The 18,484-nt window shown below is 72.8% G+C and carries 12 protein-coding genes; 9 read left to right on the top strand and 3 right to left on the bottom strand.

Going from position 1 to position 18,484, the window contains the following annotated elements:
- Positions 1-148: 148 nt before the first annotated feature.
- Positions 149-565, top strand: coding sequence for a cobalamin B12-binding domain-containing protein (locus ACWDAG_RS25535; RefSeq protein WP_030930230.1), 417 nt, complete (start codon positions 149-151; stop codon positions 563-565).
- Positions 566-774: 209 nt separating this feature from the next.
- Here the strand turns inward: ACWDAG_RS25535 and ACWDAG_RS25530 are convergent, their stop codons facing one another.
- Positions 775-2,394: a DUF5691 domain-containing protein gene (locus ACWDAG_RS25530; protein ID WP_450697884.1), complete on the bottom strand. Its 1,620-nt coding sequence runs from the start codon at positions 2,392-2,394 to the stop codon at positions 775-777.
- A 64-nt stretch (positions 2,395-2,458) separates the two neighbouring features.
- Complete coding sequence (locus ACWDAG_RS25525; protein ID WP_450697883.1) at positions 2,459-3,814, bottom strand: SWIM zinc finger family protein; 1,356 nt, start codon at positions 3,812-3,814, stop codon at positions 2,459-2,461.
- Positions 3,815-3,959: 145 nt separating this feature from the next.
- Here ACWDAG_RS25525 and ACWDAG_RS25520 point away from each other — a divergent pair, with 145 nt between their 5' ends.
- The 7 genes from ACWDAG_RS25520 (at position 3,960) to sucD (ending at position 15,590) form a co-directional block, all read left to right on the top strand.
- A complete protein-coding gene (locus ACWDAG_RS25520) occupies positions 3,960-5,099 on the top strand; it encodes an ATP-binding protein (RefSeq protein WP_450697882.1) in 1,140 nt (379 codons plus the stop codon).
- 207 nt (positions 5,100-5,306) lie between these two features.
- Positions 5,307-7,982, top strand: a complete 2,676-nt coding sequence (locus tag ACWDAG_RS25515) for a DUF5682 family protein (RefSeq protein WP_450697881.1) — start codon at positions 5,307-5,309, stop codon at positions 7,980-7,982.
- Between the two features lie 151 nt (positions 7,983-8,133).
- Positions 8,134-9,309 (top strand): VWA domain-containing protein, encoded by a 1,176-nt coding sequence (locus ACWDAG_RS25510; RefSeq protein ID WP_450697880.1) that lies wholly within the window; start codon positions 8,134-8,136, stop codon positions 9,307-9,309.
- Positions 9,310-9,598: 289 nt separating this feature from the next.
- A complete protein-coding gene (locus tag ACWDAG_RS25505; RefSeq protein WP_450697879.1) occupies positions 9,599-10,726 on the top strand; it encodes a hypothetical protein in 1,128 nt (375 codons plus the stop codon).
- A 261-nt stretch (positions 10,727-10,987) separates the two neighbouring features.
- A complete protein-coding gene (locus tag ACWDAG_RS25500) occupies positions 10,988-13,072 on the top strand; it encodes a hypothetical protein (RefSeq protein ID WP_450697878.1) in 2,085 nt (694 codons plus the stop codon).
- Positions 13,073-13,505: 433 nt separating this feature from the next.
- Positions 13,506-14,684, top strand: coding sequence for an ADP-forming succinate--CoA ligase subunit beta (sucC, locus tag ACWDAG_RS25495; RefSeq protein WP_351462392.1), 1,179 nt, complete (start codon positions 13,506-13,508; stop codon positions 14,682-14,684).
- A gap of 21 nt (positions 14,685-14,705) precedes the next feature.
- Positions 14,706-15,590: a succinate--CoA ligase subunit alpha gene (sucD, locus tag ACWDAG_RS25490; protein ID WP_126273894.1), complete on the top strand. Its 885-nt coding sequence runs from the start codon at positions 14,706-14,708 to the stop codon at positions 15,588-15,590.
- Between the two features lie 149 nt (positions 15,591-15,739).
- Here the strand turns inward: sucD and ACWDAG_RS25485 are convergent, their stop codons facing one another.
- Entirely contained in the window at positions 15,740-16,699 is a 960-nt protein-coding gene (locus tag ACWDAG_RS25485) for an RNA polymerase sigma factor (RefSeq protein ID WP_450697877.1), read from the bottom strand.
- Between ACWDAG_RS25485 and ACWDAG_RS25480 the strand changes: the two genes are divergently transcribed.
- Entirely contained in the window at positions 16,667-18,466 is a 1,800-nt protein-coding gene (locus ACWDAG_RS25480; protein ID WP_450697876.1) for a cell division protein PerM, read from the top strand. The genes ACWDAG_RS25485 and ACWDAG_RS25480 overlap by 33 nt on opposite strands.
- Positions 18,467-18,484 lie beyond the last annotated feature (18 nt).

Raw genomic sequence — 18,484 nt, 5'->3', positions numbered from 1 at the left:
GTCCCATCGTGTGATTTCCCCCTCGGTCTTCACCGCGAAACTGCCGGTTGCGGGATGCTGGCGATAACGTTCGTTCACTTCCCCCGGCCGGTTCGGGTACCCAGTACTTGTCGGTTGGGATGGATGCAGTCGCTTCATGGAGGCAGTGATGGGTGTGGCAGCCGGTCCGATCCGCGTGGTGGTGGCCAAGCCGGGGCTCGACGGCCACGATCGCGGGGCCAAGGTGATCGCGCGTGCGTTGCGCGACGCCGGTATGGAGGTCATCTACACCGGCCTTCACCAGACCCCCGAGCAGATCGTCGACACCGCGATCCAGGAGGACGCCGACGCGATCGGGCTGTCGATCCTCTCCGGTGCCCACAACACGCTCTTCGCCGCGGTGATCAAGCTGCTCAAGGAGCGGGACGCGGAGGACATTCTGGTCTTCGGCGGTGGGATCATCCCCGAGGCGGACATCGCTCCGCTGAAGGAGCAGGGCGTCGCGGAGATCTTCACGCCGGGCGCCACGACGCAGTCGATCGTGGACTGGGTCCGGGCGAATGTTCGGCAGCCGGCCGGGGCGTAGGCCTTCGGCGGTGCGACCGACGTGTGGTGCGGGTGAGATGGGGCGACCGGCCCTGGGGGATTCGCCCCCAGAACCCCTTTCGGCCTGAACGGCCTCGTCCTCAAACTCCCCCACTCTCGGCTTCGCTGGAGCGGGGGGACCCCCACGACGGGCTGAAATGCGCTGACCGGCGCCGAAGCAGTGCCGGAGAGCGCCGCAACAGACAGGCCCTACGCCCTCAGCTCGTCCGCCATCGCCGCCCGCAACCGGAGTGTTGTGACCAGGCGCTGGAACGCCTCCGCCCAGTAGCCGCCCGCCCCTGGTGACGCGTTCTCCGTCTCGTCGGGTATCGCCAGCAGGCCGTCCAGGCGGCTCGCCTCGGAGGGGTCGAGGCAGCGTTCGGCCAGGCCCATCACTCCGCTGAAGCTCCATGGATAACTCCCCGCGTCCCGCGCGATGTTGAGCGCGTCGACCACCGCCCGCCCCAGCGGCGCGGACCAGGGCACCGCGCACACCCCGAGCAGCTGAAACGCCTCGGACAGGCCATGAGCCGCTATGAACCCGGCCACCCAGTCGGCCCGTTCGGCGGCGCTCAGCGTGCCGAGCAGCTTTGCGCGCTCGGCCAGTGACACCGCGCCCGGCCCGCCGGCCTCGGGGGGGGACGGGGTTCCGAGGAGCGCCCGGGCCCACTCGGGATCTCGCTGCCGCACGGCGGCCCGGCACCAGGCCGCGTGCAGTTCGCTCTGCCAGTCGTCCGTCACCGGCAGCGCCACGATCTCCCGGGGCGTACGCCCACCCAGACGCGTGGACCATGTCCCGAGCGGTGTCGCCTCCACCAGCTGGCCCAGCCACCACGACCGTTCACCCCGTCCCGCCGGAGCCTTGGCCATGACACCGTCGCGTTCCATGCTCGCGTCGCACTCGAGCGGAGCCTCAACGGTGATCACCGGTGAGCCGCCCGTGCGGTCGACGGCCACGCACGCCGCGGCTCTGGCGGCCATCCGCGCGGCGAGCGCCGAACCCGGCAGTGCGGAAAGCAACTCTGCTGCTGTCGCCCGCACATTGCGGCTGCGGTCGGCCAGTGCTTGTTCCAGGAAGGGCTCGTCCTGGGGGCCGAGTCCCGTGCGCAGCGAGTCGAGGAACATCAGGCGGTCCTCGGCCCGCTCCGTAGACCAGGTGGTGGTGAGCAGTTCGCGGGCGGCGGCGGGCTCGCGGGCGCGTATGGCGGACAGGAGCGCGACCCGCTCGGCGAACAGGCCTTCCTCCCACAGGCGCCGGGTCCGCTCCGTGTCCTCCGGGTGCGGCAGGGCGGCGCCTCCGCCCGGTGTCGCACGCAGGGCGAACCGCCAGTCGGGGTTCAGCCGGGCGAGCCACACGGCGCGCGGCCCCGCGAACGCCAGCGCCGCCGGCCGCAGATCCGTACGCCCCCGGGCCGCGTCCAGCAGGGCGGGCAGCGCCTGAGGGGGTGCCGCGAAACCGCGGGCGTTCGCTGCCTGGAGCCACTGAGGCAGCAGTTCCATGAGGTCCGGCGCCGTGCCCCTACGGCCGCCGCCGCCCGTGCCCGGCCGGTCGGCCAGCAGCAGCGCGAGTCTGCGGGCCGCCGCGGGCGGGAGCACCGGCCGAGGGTCCTCGGCAGCCGGCTCGGGCCGTCCGGCCGCCGGCGCCGCCCGCAGTCCGGCCCGCCGCCGAACGGTCTCCGCGGCCGCCGCGTCCAGCAGCGCCACCGGCGCCTCCCGCCCCGGCGCGCCGCCAGGCGGGGTGCGCCGCTCCGTCCCGAGCAGTGCCGCCGTGACGAGTTCCTCCCAGGCGCCCGAGGCGGGCGCATCCACCGGCGTGGACGTCCTGTTCATGCCGTTCCTTTCCGTGAAGCTCCTGTCCCTGTGGGCGTCGTACGGTGGTCCTTCGACTGATGGGTCAGCACAGCCGCACCGCCTCTCCCATCCCTTCCGGCCACGCCGTCAGCGGCGTGAACCCCCGGTGGCCGCACTCGCCGAAGACCTTGACCGGGGCGCCGCCCGAGAGGGCGACCAGGCGCCAGAGGCCGGGGCGGGCACGGGCGGCCGGAGTCAGCGGCAGCGCCGCATCCTCGTCGGCGTCCGCCAACTGCCAGGAGTCGCCGTCCGGGATCGGTATGACCCGGTCCAGGGTGACCGGGACGGAGTCCAGCCAGGGGTCGTCCCGCAGCGCCTCGCCGTAGCGGGCGGCCGCCTGGGCCGTCGTCACTCCCGGCGGCCGAGTCACCGACGGGGCCGGCGGTGCGAACTGCTCGCCCAGGGCCGCCCGCAGTTGCCCGGCACCGGGATAGGCGGCCACCTCGGCGTCCAGGGTCAGTCCGACGGGTAGCGCCAGCTCCGGGGCGCGCCCCGCGGCGCCGTAGGAGAGGAGCAGTGCGGTGCGGTCCGAGTCCGTGCCGTGCAGCCAGATTCTGCGCGTCGTCAGGCGTGTGTCCGCCGTGTCGTACTGGGCGAGGACCAGCCAGCGGTCACGCAGTGGCGGGCCGTCCGCCGTGCCGGGCAGGCCGATCCGTGAACGGACCGTCGCCGCCAGGCCGTCCGGCAGCCGTTCGCGGTGCAGCCAGCCCTGGTCGAGGAGATGGAGCAGGGCGCACTCCTCCAGCAGACGCACCGGCCAGCCCGGACCCGACGACGGAATAGCCCCCAACTCCCGCACCCGCCCGGCCAGTCCAGGTGCCTGGGCGTCGACCATGCGGGCCGCAGTCTCCTCCCACAGCCCGTACCCCGCCTGCTCCGCGCCCGCGAGGCCGCCACGCAGCAGATCTGCCAGGCGCTGCTCCAACTCGGTCGCGCCCGCGGTGATCCGCTCGGCCCTGCGCTCCGCCCGGCGCCGCGCGGCCTCCGGATCACCGGACCCGGACGAGGAATGAGGCGCCCCCGCCGTCCGCCTCTGCTCGGCGCGCTGCCTTCTCCCCTCTATCCACGGCTCCGCCCAGTCCGGCGCCTGCCCCGACGGCACCGCACCATCCCCGCTCGCCCAGAGCAGCAGCAGTCCGAGTGCGTGCTTGCACGGGAACTTGCGGCTCGGACAACTGCACTTGTACGCGGGACCCGCCGCATCCGCGATGTCCACGATCGTCTGATACGGCTTGCTGCCACTGCCCTTGCACTGCCCCCACACCGCCCCCTCGTCGGAACTCCCCGCCTCGGACCACGGCCCCGCCGCGCCGAGTTTGCTGCCCGCTTTGCGTGACGCGACGTCAGGCGCCAGTGCCAGCACCTGATCCGCGCTCCAGCGCACCCCCTGCTGAGTCATGACATCGAAGGTAGATCCCGGCACTGACAATCGGCCCGGCGAGCACCCTCGCACAGGAGTTTCCGCAGGTCAGAACGGATTGTCAGTGGCGTAGTGCAACGTGGATGCCAGATCCGAACCGGCCGAGCTGGAGGGGGCCTCAGCCATGTCTGTGTCCGTGGAACCGACGATCGTCGAAGCAGCCGAAGTACTCGCGAAGGAGCCGGCCGAGGCGTTGCGGCCGCACGCCGAGGACGCCTTCGCCGATGAACTCGCCGCGCTGGCCGCGCAGGACGACCGCCCGCGCCCGGCCCGCTGGAAGCTGTCGCCGTGGGCGGTGGCGACGTACCTGCTCGGCGGTACTTTGCCGGACGGCACGGTGATCACACCGAAGTACGTGGGCCCGCGGCGTATCGTCGAGGTCGCCGTCACCACCCTCGCCACCGACCGCGCCCTGCTTCTGCTCGGCGTACCCGGCACCGCGAAGACCTGGGTGTCCGAGCACCTGGCCGCGGCGGTCAGCGGCGACTCGACGCTGCTCGTGCAGGGCACCGCGGGCACGCCGGAAGAGGCGATCCGGTACGGCTGGAACTACGCGCAGCTGCTGGCGAACGGCCCGAGCCGGGCCGCCCTCGTGCCCAGCCCCGTCATGCGGGCCATGGCGGAGGGGATGACGGCGCGGGTGGAGGAGCTGACCCGTATCCCCGCCGACGTCCAGGACACGCTCATCACGATCCTCTCCGAGAAGACGCTGCCGATACCGGAGTTGGGGCAGGAGGTACAGGCCGTACGGGGCTTCAACCTGATCGCCACGGCCAACGACCGGGACCGCGGGGTCAACGACCTCTCCAGCGCCCTGCGCCGCCGCTTCAACACGGTGGTGCTGCCGTTGCCGGAGAGCGTCGAGGCCGAGGTCGACATCGTCTCGCGCCGTGTCGACCAGATCGGCCGCTCGCTCGACCTGCCGGCCGTGCCCGACGGCATCGACGAGATCCGCCGGGTCGTGACCGTCTTCCGCGAGCTGCGCGACGGGGTCACGTCCGACGGGCGTACGAAGCTCAAGTCGCCGAGCGGCACGCTGTCGACGGCGGAGGCGATCTCGGTCGTCACCAGCGGCCTCGCCCTGGCCTCCCACTTCGGCGACGGCGTGCTGCGAGCCGGAGACATCGCCGCCGGCATCCTCGGCGCCGTCGTCCGCGACCCGGCGGCCGACCGTGTCATCTGGCAGGAGTACCTGGAGGCGGTCGTCCGCGAGCGTGACGGCTGGAAGGACTTCTACCGGGCCTGCCGGGAGGTGAGCGCGTGAACGACCTGGGGTGGGGCCGCTCGGGCGGGAACGGCGGGAACAAGGGATCGGGCGGGGGCCAGGGATCGGGCGGCTCGGTGTGCACGGCTCACGGGGACGGCCTGTACGCCGGGGATTGCGGCGGCCCGGAGGGCGCCAGGCAGGCCTCCGGCTGCTGCATTCGAGGGGCGCGATGACCAGGACGACGAGGGGGACGGTGTGACAGGGATGGCGAGGGGCGGAGGCGGCGCGGCCGATGGCGGGCCGCTGCTGCTCGGTGTACGACATCACGGACCCGGCTCGGCGCGAGCAGTACGGGCGGCGCTGGATGCGGCCCGGCCGCGGGCCGTACTGATCGAGGGGCCGCCCGAGGCCGACGCACTGATCCCGCTGGCCGCCGAGGAGGACATGCGGCCGCCGGTCGCTCTCCTCGCCCATGCCGTGGACGAGCCCGGCCGCTCGGCCTTCTGGCCGCTCGCCGAGTTCTCCCCGGAGTGGGTCGCGATCCGATGGGCCCTGGAGCACGAAGTACCAGCGCGCTTCATCGACTTGCCGGCCACACACACCCTCGCGTGGAGCAAGGAGACGGAGGGCGAGCCCGGAGGGGGAGCAGAGAACGGGCGTGGGGACGACGCCGGTTCGGCCGGGGTCGGCGCGGCTGACGGCGGGCGCGGGGGTGTCGCCGAGCACGGGGGCATGGGTGGCGACAGCGCACAGCTGGGGCGCGGCGCCGACTCCGGCGCTGGGACAGGTGCCGGGGCCGGAGCCGACACAGGGGGCGGCTCCGGCCCCGGCACCGAGACAGAGACCGGAGCCGATTCCGGCGTCGACACCGCCACCGACAATGACCCCGACGGCGACCGCAGCCCCGACACGGGCACCGATGCCAATGCAGCCGCCGATGCGGAGCCCTCTGCCGACACGTCGGCCGTGGAAGCCGACGTCCGTATCGACCCCCTCGCCGTGCTCGCCGAAGCCGCAGGGTACGACGACCCGGAGCGGTGGTGGGAGGACGTCGTCGAGCACCGGGGGCTGGGAGGGGGAGACGCGTTGGCGCCGTTCCTCGTGCTCGAAGAGGCCATGGGGGCGCTGCGGGAGGCGTACGGCAGCGGGGGGCATGACCGAGACCTCGTACGGGAGGCGTACATGCGGCTCCAGGTGCGGGCTGCGCAGCGGGAGTTCGGGGACATGGTGGCTGTCGTGTGCGGGGCCTGGCATGTGCCTGCGCTGCGACAGAAGACGGCCGTCGCCGCGGACCGGGCGTTGGTGAAGGGGCTGCCCAAGGTCAAGACGGACATGACGTGGGTGCCGTGGACGTACCGCAGGCTGTCGCGGCTCAGCGGGTACGGGGCGGGCATCGACTCGCCGGGCTGGTACGGGCATCTGTTCGCCGCCCCGGACCGGCCGGTCGAGCGATGGATGACCAAGGTGGCCGGACTGCTGCGGGACGAGGACCGGATCGTCTCCTCGGCGCATGTCATCGAGGCGGTGCGGCTGGCGGAGACGCTCGCCGCGATGCGGGGCCGCCCGTTGCCGGGGCTCGGCGAGACCACCGATGCCGTGCGCGCGGTGATGTGCGAGGGCTCGGACGTGCCGCTGGCGCTGGTGCACGACCGGCTGGTCGTCGGGGACGTGCTGGGGGAGGTGCCGCGGGCTGCGCCGGCGGTGCCGTTGCAGCGGGACCTGGACCGGATCCAGCGTCGGCTTCGGCTCAAACCGGAGGCGCTGGAGCGAGAGTTGGAGCTCGACCTGCGCAAGGAGACCGACGCAGGGCGCAGCAGGCTGCTGCACAGGCTGCGGTTGCTCGGTGTGGCGTGGGGCGAACCGGTGGCTTCGCGGGGCAGTACGGGCACGTTCCGGGAGACATGGCGGCTGCGCTGGGAGCCGGAGCTCGCCGTGCGGGTGGCGGAAGCCGGGGTGTGGGGCACAACGGTGCTCGCCGCCGCGACGGCCAAGGCCGAGGCGGACGCCGTCGCCGCACAGGCCCTGGCCGACGTCACCGGACTCGCCGAGCGCTGCCTGCTGGCCGAACTGCCTCGAGCGCTGCCGGTGGTGATGCAGGTCCTCGCCGACCGGGCGGCGCTCGACACGGACGTCGGCCACCTCGCGCAGGCACTGCCAGCCCTGGTGCGCTCCCTCCGGTACGGCGACGTACGCGGCACGGACACAGGAGCGCTGGCCGGAGTAGCCGCGGGCCTCGCCGAGCGGATATTCGTCGGCCTGCCCCCGGCCTGCGCGGCCCTGGACGCGGACGCCGCCGAGGAGATGCGACGTCATGTGGACGCGGTGCACGGGGCGGTGGGACTGCTGGGCGACGCCCCCGCACCGGACCATCGCGACCTGCGGGGCCGCTGGCACTCGGTGCTGCGCGTGCTGTCCGTGCGGGACACCGTGCCCGGTGTGGTCCGGGGGCGGGCCGTGCGGCTGTTGCTGGACGACGGGGAGTTGGGGCAGGACGAGGCGGCACGGCTCATGGGTCTCGTGCTGTCGCCGGGGACCCCGCCCGGGGATGCCGCCGCCTGGATCGAGGGTTTCGTCGGCGGAGGGTCCGGCGGCGGAATGCTCCTCGTGCACGACGAGCGGCTGCTCGGGCTGGTCGACTCCTGGCTGACCGGGGTACCTACGGAGGCGTTCACGGACGTACTGCCCCTGCTGCGGCGCACGTTCTCGGCGTATGAGCCGGGGGTGCGCCGGACGCTGGGCGAGCTGATCCGGCGCGGACCGGAAGAGCGGGGGAGCGTGACGGCCGCCGGCCCCGGAATACCGGGCTTCGCGGCCGATCTGGACCCGGGGCGCGCGGACGCGGTGCTGCCGGTGGTCCGGATGCTTCTGGGCCTGGACGGAACGGCAGAGGACGCCGGGGACGACGGCGTCGACAACAACCTTGTGGGGGTGGCGGGATGACAGCCGAAGAAGTGCGGGAGCCGAGGCGGCGGGGGAGTACCGGCGACGCTGTCCGGGGTGTCGCGCAGAAGCTCCGGGAGGGCGGCCCGGTGCCGACGACGACCGTGCCGGTGATGCCGCTCTGGGACCGGCCCGGCGCGGGGGTGTGCCGATGACGGCCGGGGCGATGGACCCGGCAGCCCCGGCGCAGGAGCGGCTGCGGCGCTGGCGGCTGGTGCTCGGGGGTGACGCCGCCGACGGCACGGGTTGCGCGCTGTCGGGGCAGGACAGCGCGATGGACGGGGCGTTGACGGCGCTCTACGGGAAGGGCGACAAGCAAGGGCAGGCGGGGCGGGACCGGTCGGCGGGGCTCGGGGCGTCGGCGCCGTCGGTGGCGCGCTGGCTGGGGGACATCCGGACGTACTTCCCGTCCTCCGTCGTCCAGGTCATGCAGCGCGACGCCATCGACCGACTCGGGCTGTCCGCGCTGCTGCTGGAGCCGGAGATGCTGGAGGCGGTGGAGGCCGACGTCCACCTCGTCGGCACGCTGCTCTCGCTCAACAAGGCGATGCCGGAGTCGACCAAGGAGACGGCACGGGCCGTCGTGCGCAAGGTCGTCGAGGACCTCGAGAAGCGGCTCGCCACCCGCACTCGGGCCACCCTCACCGGCGCCCTCGACCGCAGCGCGCGGATCAACCGGCCGCGCCATCACGACATCGACTGGAACCGCACCATCGCGGCCAACCTCAAGCACTACCTGCCCGAGTACCGGACGATCGTGCCGGAGCGGCTCATCGGCTACGGGCGGGCGTCCCAGTCCGTGAAGAAGGAAGTCGTCCTCTGCATCGACCAGTCGGGGTCGATGGCGGCATCCGTGGTCTACGCGTCCGTGTTCGGGGCGGTGCTCGCGTCCATGCGGTCGATCAACACCCGACTCGTCGTCTTCGACACGGCGGTCGTCGATCTCACCGACCAGCTCGACGATCCGGTGGACGTGCTGTTCGGCACGCAGCTCGGCGGCGGTACGGACATCAACCGGGCACTCGCCTACTGCCAGTCGCAGATCACCAGGCCCGCGGAGACGGTGGTCGTGCTCATCAGCGATCTCTACGAAGGCGGGATACGGAACGAGATGCTCAAGCGGGTTGCCGCGATGAAGGCGTCCGGAGTGCAGTTCGTGACACTGCTTGCGCTCTCGGACGAAGGGGCGCCGGCCTACGACCGTGAGCACGCGGCCGCCCTCGCCGCGCTGGGGGCACCGGCGTTCGCGTGCACGCCCGATCTCTTCCCCGAAGTGATGGCGGCGGCCATCGAGAAGCGACCGCTGCCCATACCTGACACGGCGTGACCCGACAGGACCCGGCATGACCGGAAACAGCGCGACCGGGCAGACAGGAAACGGTCACTGACGATTTGTCGATGCATCGTCGTCCGACTTCGCCCAGCAAAACGGACATGCCTACCCATCAGTAACGAGGGGCTTGCGCAACCTCGGGAGGGCCGTGCAAGGATCGACGCCTCATCAGCGGCGCGCCGTTGCTCCGCCTCGTCCGCATCGCACCGCACCGCGCCGACTCGTAGCTCGTCTCGGCTCGTCACGTGAAGTTCGTTCCGCCGCACGGGAGGACCACCCCGTCTTGACCTGGCCAGCAGCCTTGCCCGGTGCCGCTCTGCGCGTGATGCGCACGGCGGCCGGACGGCGTGCGCTGCAAGTGGTCCTGCTGGTCAGCGGGTTGTTCGTGCTGGGGTTCCTCTGCGGGGAGCAGGCACACGCGGCGGAGGGGGTGCCCGCCACCTCCTCGTCCGAGGCCGCGCCGGCTGCTCCGGCGGGCGTCGTACGGGCGTCGTCGACGAGCGACACGGCCGCCACGGTCACCGGGCTCACGAACACGTCGGGCGCTACGGTCGGCCGGCTGGCGAACGCTTCGGCCGCACTCTTGGCGCAGGCGCACGATGCGGCGCCCGCTGCCCAGTCGAAGCCGGGCACTCCGTCCGCGCACGAGCCCCGACGCCGTCCGGCCGCTCCGGACAAGCCCAAGGCGACGGCTCCCGTCGCACCGGCCCCCGCCCCGGCACCGACCGATCCCAAGCCCGCCCCGAATCCCGAAACCAGTCTCGCGACCCGGGGCGCAGCCGGTCAGGTCCTCGCTCCGTCGATCGGTGAGCTCGTCCGCTCCGTGGGCGATCGCGTCGTGCAGCCGGTCCATGGTCTGGTGGAGACCGTGACCGCCGGGCTGGGCAGGGTGACGGCGCAGATACCGCCGTTGTCGTCGTTGCCTTCCCTGCCGGGGCTGCCCGGGGCGCCGTCGATGCCGGGCCTGCCCACTCTGCCCGGCTTCATTTCGTCGCCGGGCCGGATACTTCCCGCGCCGGTCGCGCAGGAGCCGCAGCCGGGTGTCGCAGGGCACTCGGGGACGGAAGGGGCCGTCGACGACAGGCGCTCCGCGGCAGCCGCGAGCGGTACGGCGTACGGGCCGCGGTTCGTCGTGGATGTGACCGCGGGCGCCGCCACCGCCGTGCAGGGCGGCGGACGGCGGGCCGCCGGTGCAGGGTACGCCCCGGCGCAGCCGGCACCCGACGGCGACCCGGCCGGAGTTCCGGCCAACCGGGCCGCGGCCGACAACGGCACCTCGAGACACGGGGACGCGCACGCCGTCGCCGTGAACCACCGGCGGTTCGTGCGGCTCGTGCGCGGCGTCGCCGTCAGCGCAGCCGCGGCCGGTACCCGGGACAGGCACCGGGACATTCCCGTATTCCCCGGCTAGGGCAGGCCCTTCCCCCGCCACGGACCTGCCGCGCGGGGGCGGAGCAGGTCTGCCCGCCGGTCCGGACACCCCTTGGTTCTCCGGACGCAAGCCGCCGCACTTCCGCTGGTCCCGACTCCCCGGACCAGGACCGGAAGCGGCGCCGGAATTGTCCCCGAGCCTTTCGAACCCAAGCCTTTCGAAGAAGCCCCGGAACTCCCCGGATCTCCCTTGAGATCAAGGAGCGCGGAGCTTCGACGGATCTAAGGATCTGACGCACGCATGAACAAGAACATCCGCCGCTCCATCGTCATAGCCGCCGGTGTCACCGGCGCGTGGGCGCTCGGTTCCGCCGTCGCCAACGCTGACGAGTTGCCCTCCTCCTCCCTGTCCGTGTCCGACACGACATCCGATCCGACCACCGATCCGACCACCGACGCGACGGTCGACTCCGGCAGCGCCCTCGGCGCGCTGACCGACACCGTCACCGGCACGGTCGACGGCGTCGTCACCGGCGTCCAGGGCACCGTCTCCGGCGTCACCGGGACGGCCGGCTCCACCGCGGCCAAGGCGACCTCCACGGTCACCGGTGTCGCGAAGACGACCCCCGGCGGCACCGCCGAGCAGGCCCGTAAGTACGTCGACGCCAAGGTGTCCGCCGCGCAGGCGGTCAAGAAGGCGTCCAAGGTCAAGGGTGCCGCCGCCATCCAGGGAGCCAAGGCCGCCCGCGCCGTGCAGGCCGAGGCGAAGGCCGCAGCCGGCCAGGGCGCCACCACCGTCACCGACACGACCTCCTCCCCGCAGGGCGAGGTCGACTACCTGTTCGGCCCCCTCGCCGCCTTCGCGCCGGAGCTGGAGCAGGCGCTGGCCGCCGCCCAGACGAAGCTCCAGGGCGTCCAGTCGGCGGCCCGCACCCGGGCGCAGGGCGTCGACGGTGTCGTACGGACGAAGGCGCAGCAGACCGTCGCGGGCGCGGGCCGCACCGCGGCGGGCGTCACGCAGACCGCGGCGACCGGTGCCCAGGGCCGGGCCGCCGCCGCGGCTGCCCTCGCGCAGACCGAGGCCGGCACCGTCGCCTCCGCCGCCCAGGCCTCCGTGGCGGCCGTCCCGAGCCATGTCACGGGCACGGTCGGCGGGGTCGCACAGCAGGTCGTCGGCACGGTCCGGAGCGTCCCCGGCACGGTCACCCCGATCGTCGAGGAGACGGCCGCGGCAGCGGTCCCGCCGGTCGCGACCTCGGCCGTGCACGGCGTGACGCCGGTCGCGGGCCAGGCGGTGGCGGGTGCCGTCCCGGTCGTCGGCCAGACGGTGGCCGGGGTCGCGCCCACCGCCACCCACGCCGTGGACGGAGTGGCGCCGGTGGCCACCGGCGCCGCGAGCGGCGTGCTGCCGGTCGCCACCGACACGGTGGAGGGGGTGGCACCGGTCGCCACCGGCGCGGTGCACGGCGTGCTGCCCGTCGCGGGCGGCGCCGTGACCGGGGTCGGGCAGATCGCCGGCCACACGGTCGGTGCCGCGACGGCGCTGGCGTACGGCGTGGTGGCCGACGTCCAGCCGGTCGTGGTCGGGGTCGTCGAGGGCGTGCAGCCGGTGGTCTCCCACACGGTGCGGGGCGTCAAGCCGGTCGCCGTGGGCGGCGCCGTGGACGGCGTGCAGCCGGTGGCGGGCGGCGTGGTCCAGGGCGTGACTCCCGTCGCCGGTGGCGCGGTGGCCGACGTGCGGTCGGCGGCCGGCGGTGCCGTGTACGGCGTGGCGCCGGTCGTCGGCGGTGCCGTCGCGGACGTGCCGTCGTACGCCACCGGCCTGGTCGGTCAGGTCACCGAGGACGCGACGGGCTCCGTGCTGCCACCGGTCGCGCACACCGCCGTGGACGGCGTGCTGCCGGTCGCCGGGCAGGCCGTGGCGGACGCGGACGGGCTGGCGTACGGCGTCGCGAGCGATGTCCGGCCGTTCGTGGGTGGGGTCGCCGATGACGTGGCGCCGCTGGCGTACGGCGTGGCCGGTCATGCGACGGGCTTCGCGTATGGGGTTGGCGGGCAGGTGCCGCAGTTTGCGCAGGGGGTCAGTGAGGCGGCCCGGCCTGTCGTCGATCTCGTGGAGCCGGTGGCTCAGGGTGTCGGTGGCAGCGCTGCGACGCTCGCGTACGGCGCCGCGGGTGATGTCACCCCCTTCGCGTACGGAGCCGTCGGTGATGTCGACCCCTTCGCCCACGGCGTCGTGGGTCAGGTCGCGCCCTTCGCCGGGGAGCTGACCGACACCGTCCGGTCCACCGGCGGACCGCTCGCCGGACATGCCGTCACCGGCGTCCAGGGCGTCACCGAGTCGATCACGCCGGGTTACGTGCAGCACGTGCAGTACGGCGTCTGACGCTCGACCGACTCCGCGGACCCAGGGACCCGGACGGCCGAAAGCCGTCGGACCGGCCGGCCCGAACCCCGCGGGTGGAGCGAGGTGATCGCCATTGGGGTGGGGATCACCGGCTCCGAGCCCCTCAAGAGGGGTTGTACAAAGGGCCTCACCGGGTCAACCCCAACCCGGTGAGGCCCTTCCCCATACCTTCCGCGCGCCTCACATCCGGCACGCCGTGCCAGTGAGCGCGGCATCATGTGACAGGTATCACCGCTCAGGTGTGACCCTCGATTTAGGGGCCCTCCGCAAGCAGCGATAACCTGCGAGACGGACATGCCGCGCGCTCGGACACCGTGTGCGCCTCCCCTGTGACTAGCGGACGTCACGTTGCCCTTCGCGGCACGCCCACGCATCCAACGAACCGCGAGATCACTGATAGGGACGGAAGCGCGTGGACCTGTTCGAGTACCAGGCGAGGGACCTCTTCGCCAAGCACGATGTACCGGTGCTGGCCGGTGAAGTCATCGACACGCCTGAGGCGGCCCGCGCAGCCACCGAGCGTCTCGGTGGCAAGTCTGTCGTCAAGGCCCAGGTGAAGGTCGGCGGCCGTGGCAAGGCCGGTGGCGTGAAGCTCGCCGCCACCCCGGACGAGGCGGTCGAGCACGCGACCAACATCCTCGGCATGGACATCAAGGGCCACACGGTCCACAAGGTGATGATCGCCGAGACGGCGCCCGAGATCGTGGAGGAGTACTACGTCTCCTTCCTCCTCGACCGTGCCAATCGCACCTTCCTCTCCATCGCCTCCGTCGAGGGCGGCATGGAGATCGAGGAGGTGGCGGCCACCCGCCCCGAGGCCGTCGCCAAGACGCCGATCGACGCCAACGAGGGTGTGACCGAGGAGAAGGCCCGCGAGATCGTCGCGGCCGCGAAGTTCCCGGCCGAGGTCGCCGACAAGGTCGTGAACGTCCTCGTCAAGCTGTGGGACACCTTCATCAAGGAGGACGCCCTCCTGGTCGAGGTCAACCCGCTGGCGAAGGTCGCCTCCGGTGACGTCATCGCCCTGGACGGCAAGGTCTCGCTGGACGAGAACGCCGAGTTCCGTCAGCCGGAGCACGAGGCACTCCAGGACAAGGACGCGGCCAACCCGCTGGAGGCCGCCGCCAAGGAGAAGAACCTCAACTACGTCAAGCTCGACGGCGAGGTCGGCATCATCGGCAACGGCGCGGGTCTCGTCATGAGCACCCTGGACGTCGTCGCGTACGCCGGTGAGAACCACGGCGGCGTCAAGCCCGCCAACTTCCTCGACATCGGCGGCGGCGCCTCCGCGGCCGTCATGGCGAACGGCCTGGAGATCATCCTCGGCGACCCGGACGTCAAGTCCGTCTTCGTCAACGTCTTCGGCGGCATCACCGCGTGCGACGAGGTCGCCAACGGCATCGTCCAGGCGCTGAAGCTCCTGGAGGACCGCGGCGAGGACGTCACCAAGCCGCTGGTCGTGCGTCTGGACGGCAACAACGCCGAGCTGGGTCGTCAGATCCTCTCCGACGCCAACCACCCGCTGGTGCAGCGCGTGGACACCATGGACGGCGCGGCCGACAAGGCCGCCGAGCTCGCGGCTGCGAAGTAAGGGACGAGGGACAGAACAGCCATGGCTATCTTCCTCAACAAGGACAGCAAGGTCATCGTCCAGGGCATGACCGGCTCCACGGGCATGAAGCACACCAAGCTCATGCTCGCCGACGGCACCAACATCGTCGGTGGCGTCAACCCGCGCAAGGCGGGCACGACCGTTGACGTCGACGGCACCGAGATCCCGGTCTTCGGCACCGTCGCCGAGGCGATCGAGAAGACGGGCGCGAACGTATCCGTCCTCTTCGTACCGCCGGCCTTCGCCAAGGCCGCCGTCGTCGAGGCCATCGACGCCGAGATCCCGCTCGCGGTCGTCATCACCGAGGGCATCGCCGTCCACGACTCCGCCGCCTTCTACGCCTACGCGGTCAGCAAGGGCAACAAGACGCGGATCATCGGCCCCAACTGCCCGGGTCTCATCACCCCCGGCCAGTCCAACGCCGGCATCATCCCGGGCGACATCACCAAGCCGGGCCGCATCGGTCTGGTCTCGAAGTCCGGCACGCTGACGTACCAGATGATGTACGAGCTGCGTGACATCGGCTTCTCCTCCGCCGTCGGCATCGGTGGCGACCCGATCATCGGTACGACGCACATCGACGCGCTCGCCGCGTTCGAGGCCGACCCCGACACCGACCTGATCGTGATGATCGGTGAGATCGGTGGCGACGCCGAGGAGCGCGCGGCTGCGTTCATCAAGGAGAACGTGACCAAGCCGGTCGTCGGCTATGTCGCGGGCTTCACCGCGCCCGAGGGCAAGACCATGGGCCACGCCGGTGCCATCGTCTCCGGGTCCTCCGGTACGGCTGCCGCCAAGAAGGAGGCCCTTGAGGCCGCCGGCGTCAAGGTCGGCAAGACGCCGACCGAGACGGCGAAGCTGGCGCGGGAGATCCTCGCCGGCTGAACGGCTTTTTAGCTGAGCGTTGGTGGGCCCGTTCCCTGGGTGGGGGTGGGCCCACCGGCGTTTTCGCTTGCCCGCGCCGGCGGGGTGCCGCCTCTCTTTGGGACGGGTGCCGCCCCAGCGGCACGACTGCCCGCAGGCTACGGGGCCGGCTATGACGTCAGCGGTACGAGTCTCTCCGGGCCGTGGGCCGTCCCCGAGCGTAGTTTCGCGCGGAGTTGGGCCTGGGGGGCCGACAGGGCTCCGCGGGCCACCCGGGGTGGGAGTCCTTGCACGGCTGCGCCCGGCGGCACCGGGGCCTCGTAGTGTGTGGGTGCCGTTTGCAGGGCGAGGGCTGTCGTGCCGATCAGAGCCGCGGTGAAGGCGATGGCCGCCCGCGTCCAGAAGCGGGCGCTGCGTTCGCCGCGTCTGCGTACCGCCGGTGGTTTCGGGGCGGGCTGCCGCTCCGTGGAGGCCAGCTCGACCAGGCGGCGGTTCAGTACGGACGGGTCCGCAAGCTCCGGCAGACGGGCGGCGATCGCCTCGCGTGCGTGCAGCAGACGGTGGGCCGCCGCCGGAGTGCTCGCCTCCGCCTCGGCCGCGGTCTCCGGCAGGTCGAGGCCGACACCGTCGTAGAGCAGCAGCGCCCGGCGGTACGACGGCGGGAGTTCCATGAGTACGTTCATCAGCTCGCGGTCGCGCCGGTCGACGAGCGGCGGCTCGGGGCGCCGCAGGGACGGGCGGAACCGGTGCCAGGGCGAGAGCGCGTACTCGTACGCCGTCGCCCGCACCCACCCCGCCGGATCCCGGTCGACGGCCACGTCGGGCCAGCGCTGCCAGGCGAGTTGGAAGGCCCGCTCGACCGACTCGCGCGCCAGCTCGCGCCGCCCGGTGAGCAGGAACGTCTGCCGTACGAGGGCGGGGGCGCAGAACGCGTACAGCGCGTCGAAGGCCTGAGCGGGCGTCAGCTCGGGCGCCAGCGGGCTCGCAGGGTTCGGCGTCACGGGGCGCCCTTTCGTACGAAAAAGTACATAAACGTATATTGGGCGACACTTCGGCGGTTTGCCTATTACGACGAGAAAGCGCGTGTCGTTGGGAGCATGGCGGTCGTGATCCAGACGACCGCTCGCCAAGCTCCGTTGCCGTACCTGCGTGCCCGGATCCGGGCCAGGCTGCGCGACCGATCGCCCGGCCTCGGCGCCGGTGTGGCGGGCGGTGCGGTGGCCGCCGGGCTGGGGCTCGGGGCGATCACCGTGCTGGTGATGGTGTTCTGGATCAGTTCGCCGTACCCCGACAGCGGGCCCGGCGGTGCGCTGCATGTCGCCGCCGCGCTGTGGCTGCTGGCGCACGGAACCGAACTGCTCCGCACCGACACGCTCTCCGGTGTCCCCGCCCCGGTGGGTGTCACGCCGCTGCTGCTGTTCGCGCTGCCGGTGCTGCTGGTGCACCGGGCGGCGCGGGACGTGGTGTACGGCGGCGAGGAGGACGGGCCGCTGCTGTCCGCCCGTACCGCCTGGGCGGGTGTGGTCCTCGGCTACCTCGGCGTAGGCGCCGCCGCGGCGCTGTATGCCTCGGGCGGAGAGCTGCGGCCCTCGTGGGGGCGGGCCATGCTGTGCCTGCCGTTGCTCGTCATGGTGATGGCGGGGGCGGGGGTGTGGACGGCCTACGGGCATCCGCGCCGGGCGTTCGACGGTGTGCTGAAGTTGCTGCCGTCCGGTCTGCGGAGCTTCGTCCGCGGTCCGGGCCCCCATGCCCGCCTGGGCATCGCGGCGCGGTCCGCGGGGGCCGGGGCGGCGGTGCTCGTCGGGGGCGGGGCGGCGCTGGTGGCGGTGTCACTGGTGTGGCACGGCGGGGTGGCGCGGGTCTCCTTCCTGCAGCTGACGGAGGGCTGGTCGGGCCGTTTCGCCGTGCTGTTCCTGTGCCTGGTGCTGGTGCCGAACGCTGCGGTATGGGGGGCGGCGTACGCCCTCGGGCCCGGGTTCGTGCTGGGCACGGGGCATGTGGTGGACCCGCTGTCCTCGGCGCCGGCCCCGCTGCTGCCGCCGTTTCCGCTGCTGGCCGCGGTGCCGGACGCGGGGGCCGGGGGGTGGCCGAACTGGGTCGCGGGAGCGGTGCCGCTGGCGGCCGGACTCGTGGTGGGCTGGTTCGTGGGCGGGGCGGAGGCGCGCGGTGCATCCCCCTCCGCCGACGCCGGAACATCCCGTGCCAGGCAGACCGCCGGCACCGCCCTGCTGGCGGCACTGCTGTGCGGGGCCGGGATGGCCGTACTCGCGACGATGGCGGGCGGGCGGCTCGGGGTCGCGCAGCTTGCCAGGTTCGGGCCGGTGTGGTGGGAGGCGGGGGGCGCGGCGTTCGTGTGGACGGCGGTTGCGGCGATTCCGACGGCGGTCGGCGTGCGGGCCTGGCGGTGCCGGGCCCGCCGGGGGCGTGGGGCGGGCGCAGACCCGGTGTCGAACACGCTCGCTCTTAGGCCGAAGATCGGAGAGCCGAACGCGAAGATCGTCGAGCCGAGGCCGGAGGCGGCGGACTCGAAGCAAGCGAAGGCGGAGCAGGCGGAGAAGGCGGGGAATCCGAAGCGGGAGGGGAAGGCGGAAAAGGCGAAGGGCAGGGGTCGGTTCAGGAGGAAGAAGTCGGGTGCGGGTGGGGCGCAGAGTCCGGTGGACGCCAGAACGCCCTCTGCCCCCTCCGCCCCTTACGACCAGGACGACGCGTACGGGGCGCTGCGCGGCCAGGAGGAGGCGGGGTTCGGGCCCTACGACTTCCTGCCCGCCGAACCGTCGCCCCAGCCGCCGGCCTCATGGCCCGGCGACGCCACCCGCGAGTCCCGCTGGGCAGCCCTCAAGGACGCCTCCGACCCGCCTCGGACGCCGGATGAACCGGACGCGCCGGACGGGCCGTGAGCGCCCTCGCGCCGCCGC

It is taken from the genome of Streptomyces sp. NPDC001157, from assembly GCF_053598255.1.
The sequence above is the reverse complement of the archived record's forward strand: the minus strand, read 5'-3'. Positions and strand labels throughout refer to the sequence as shown.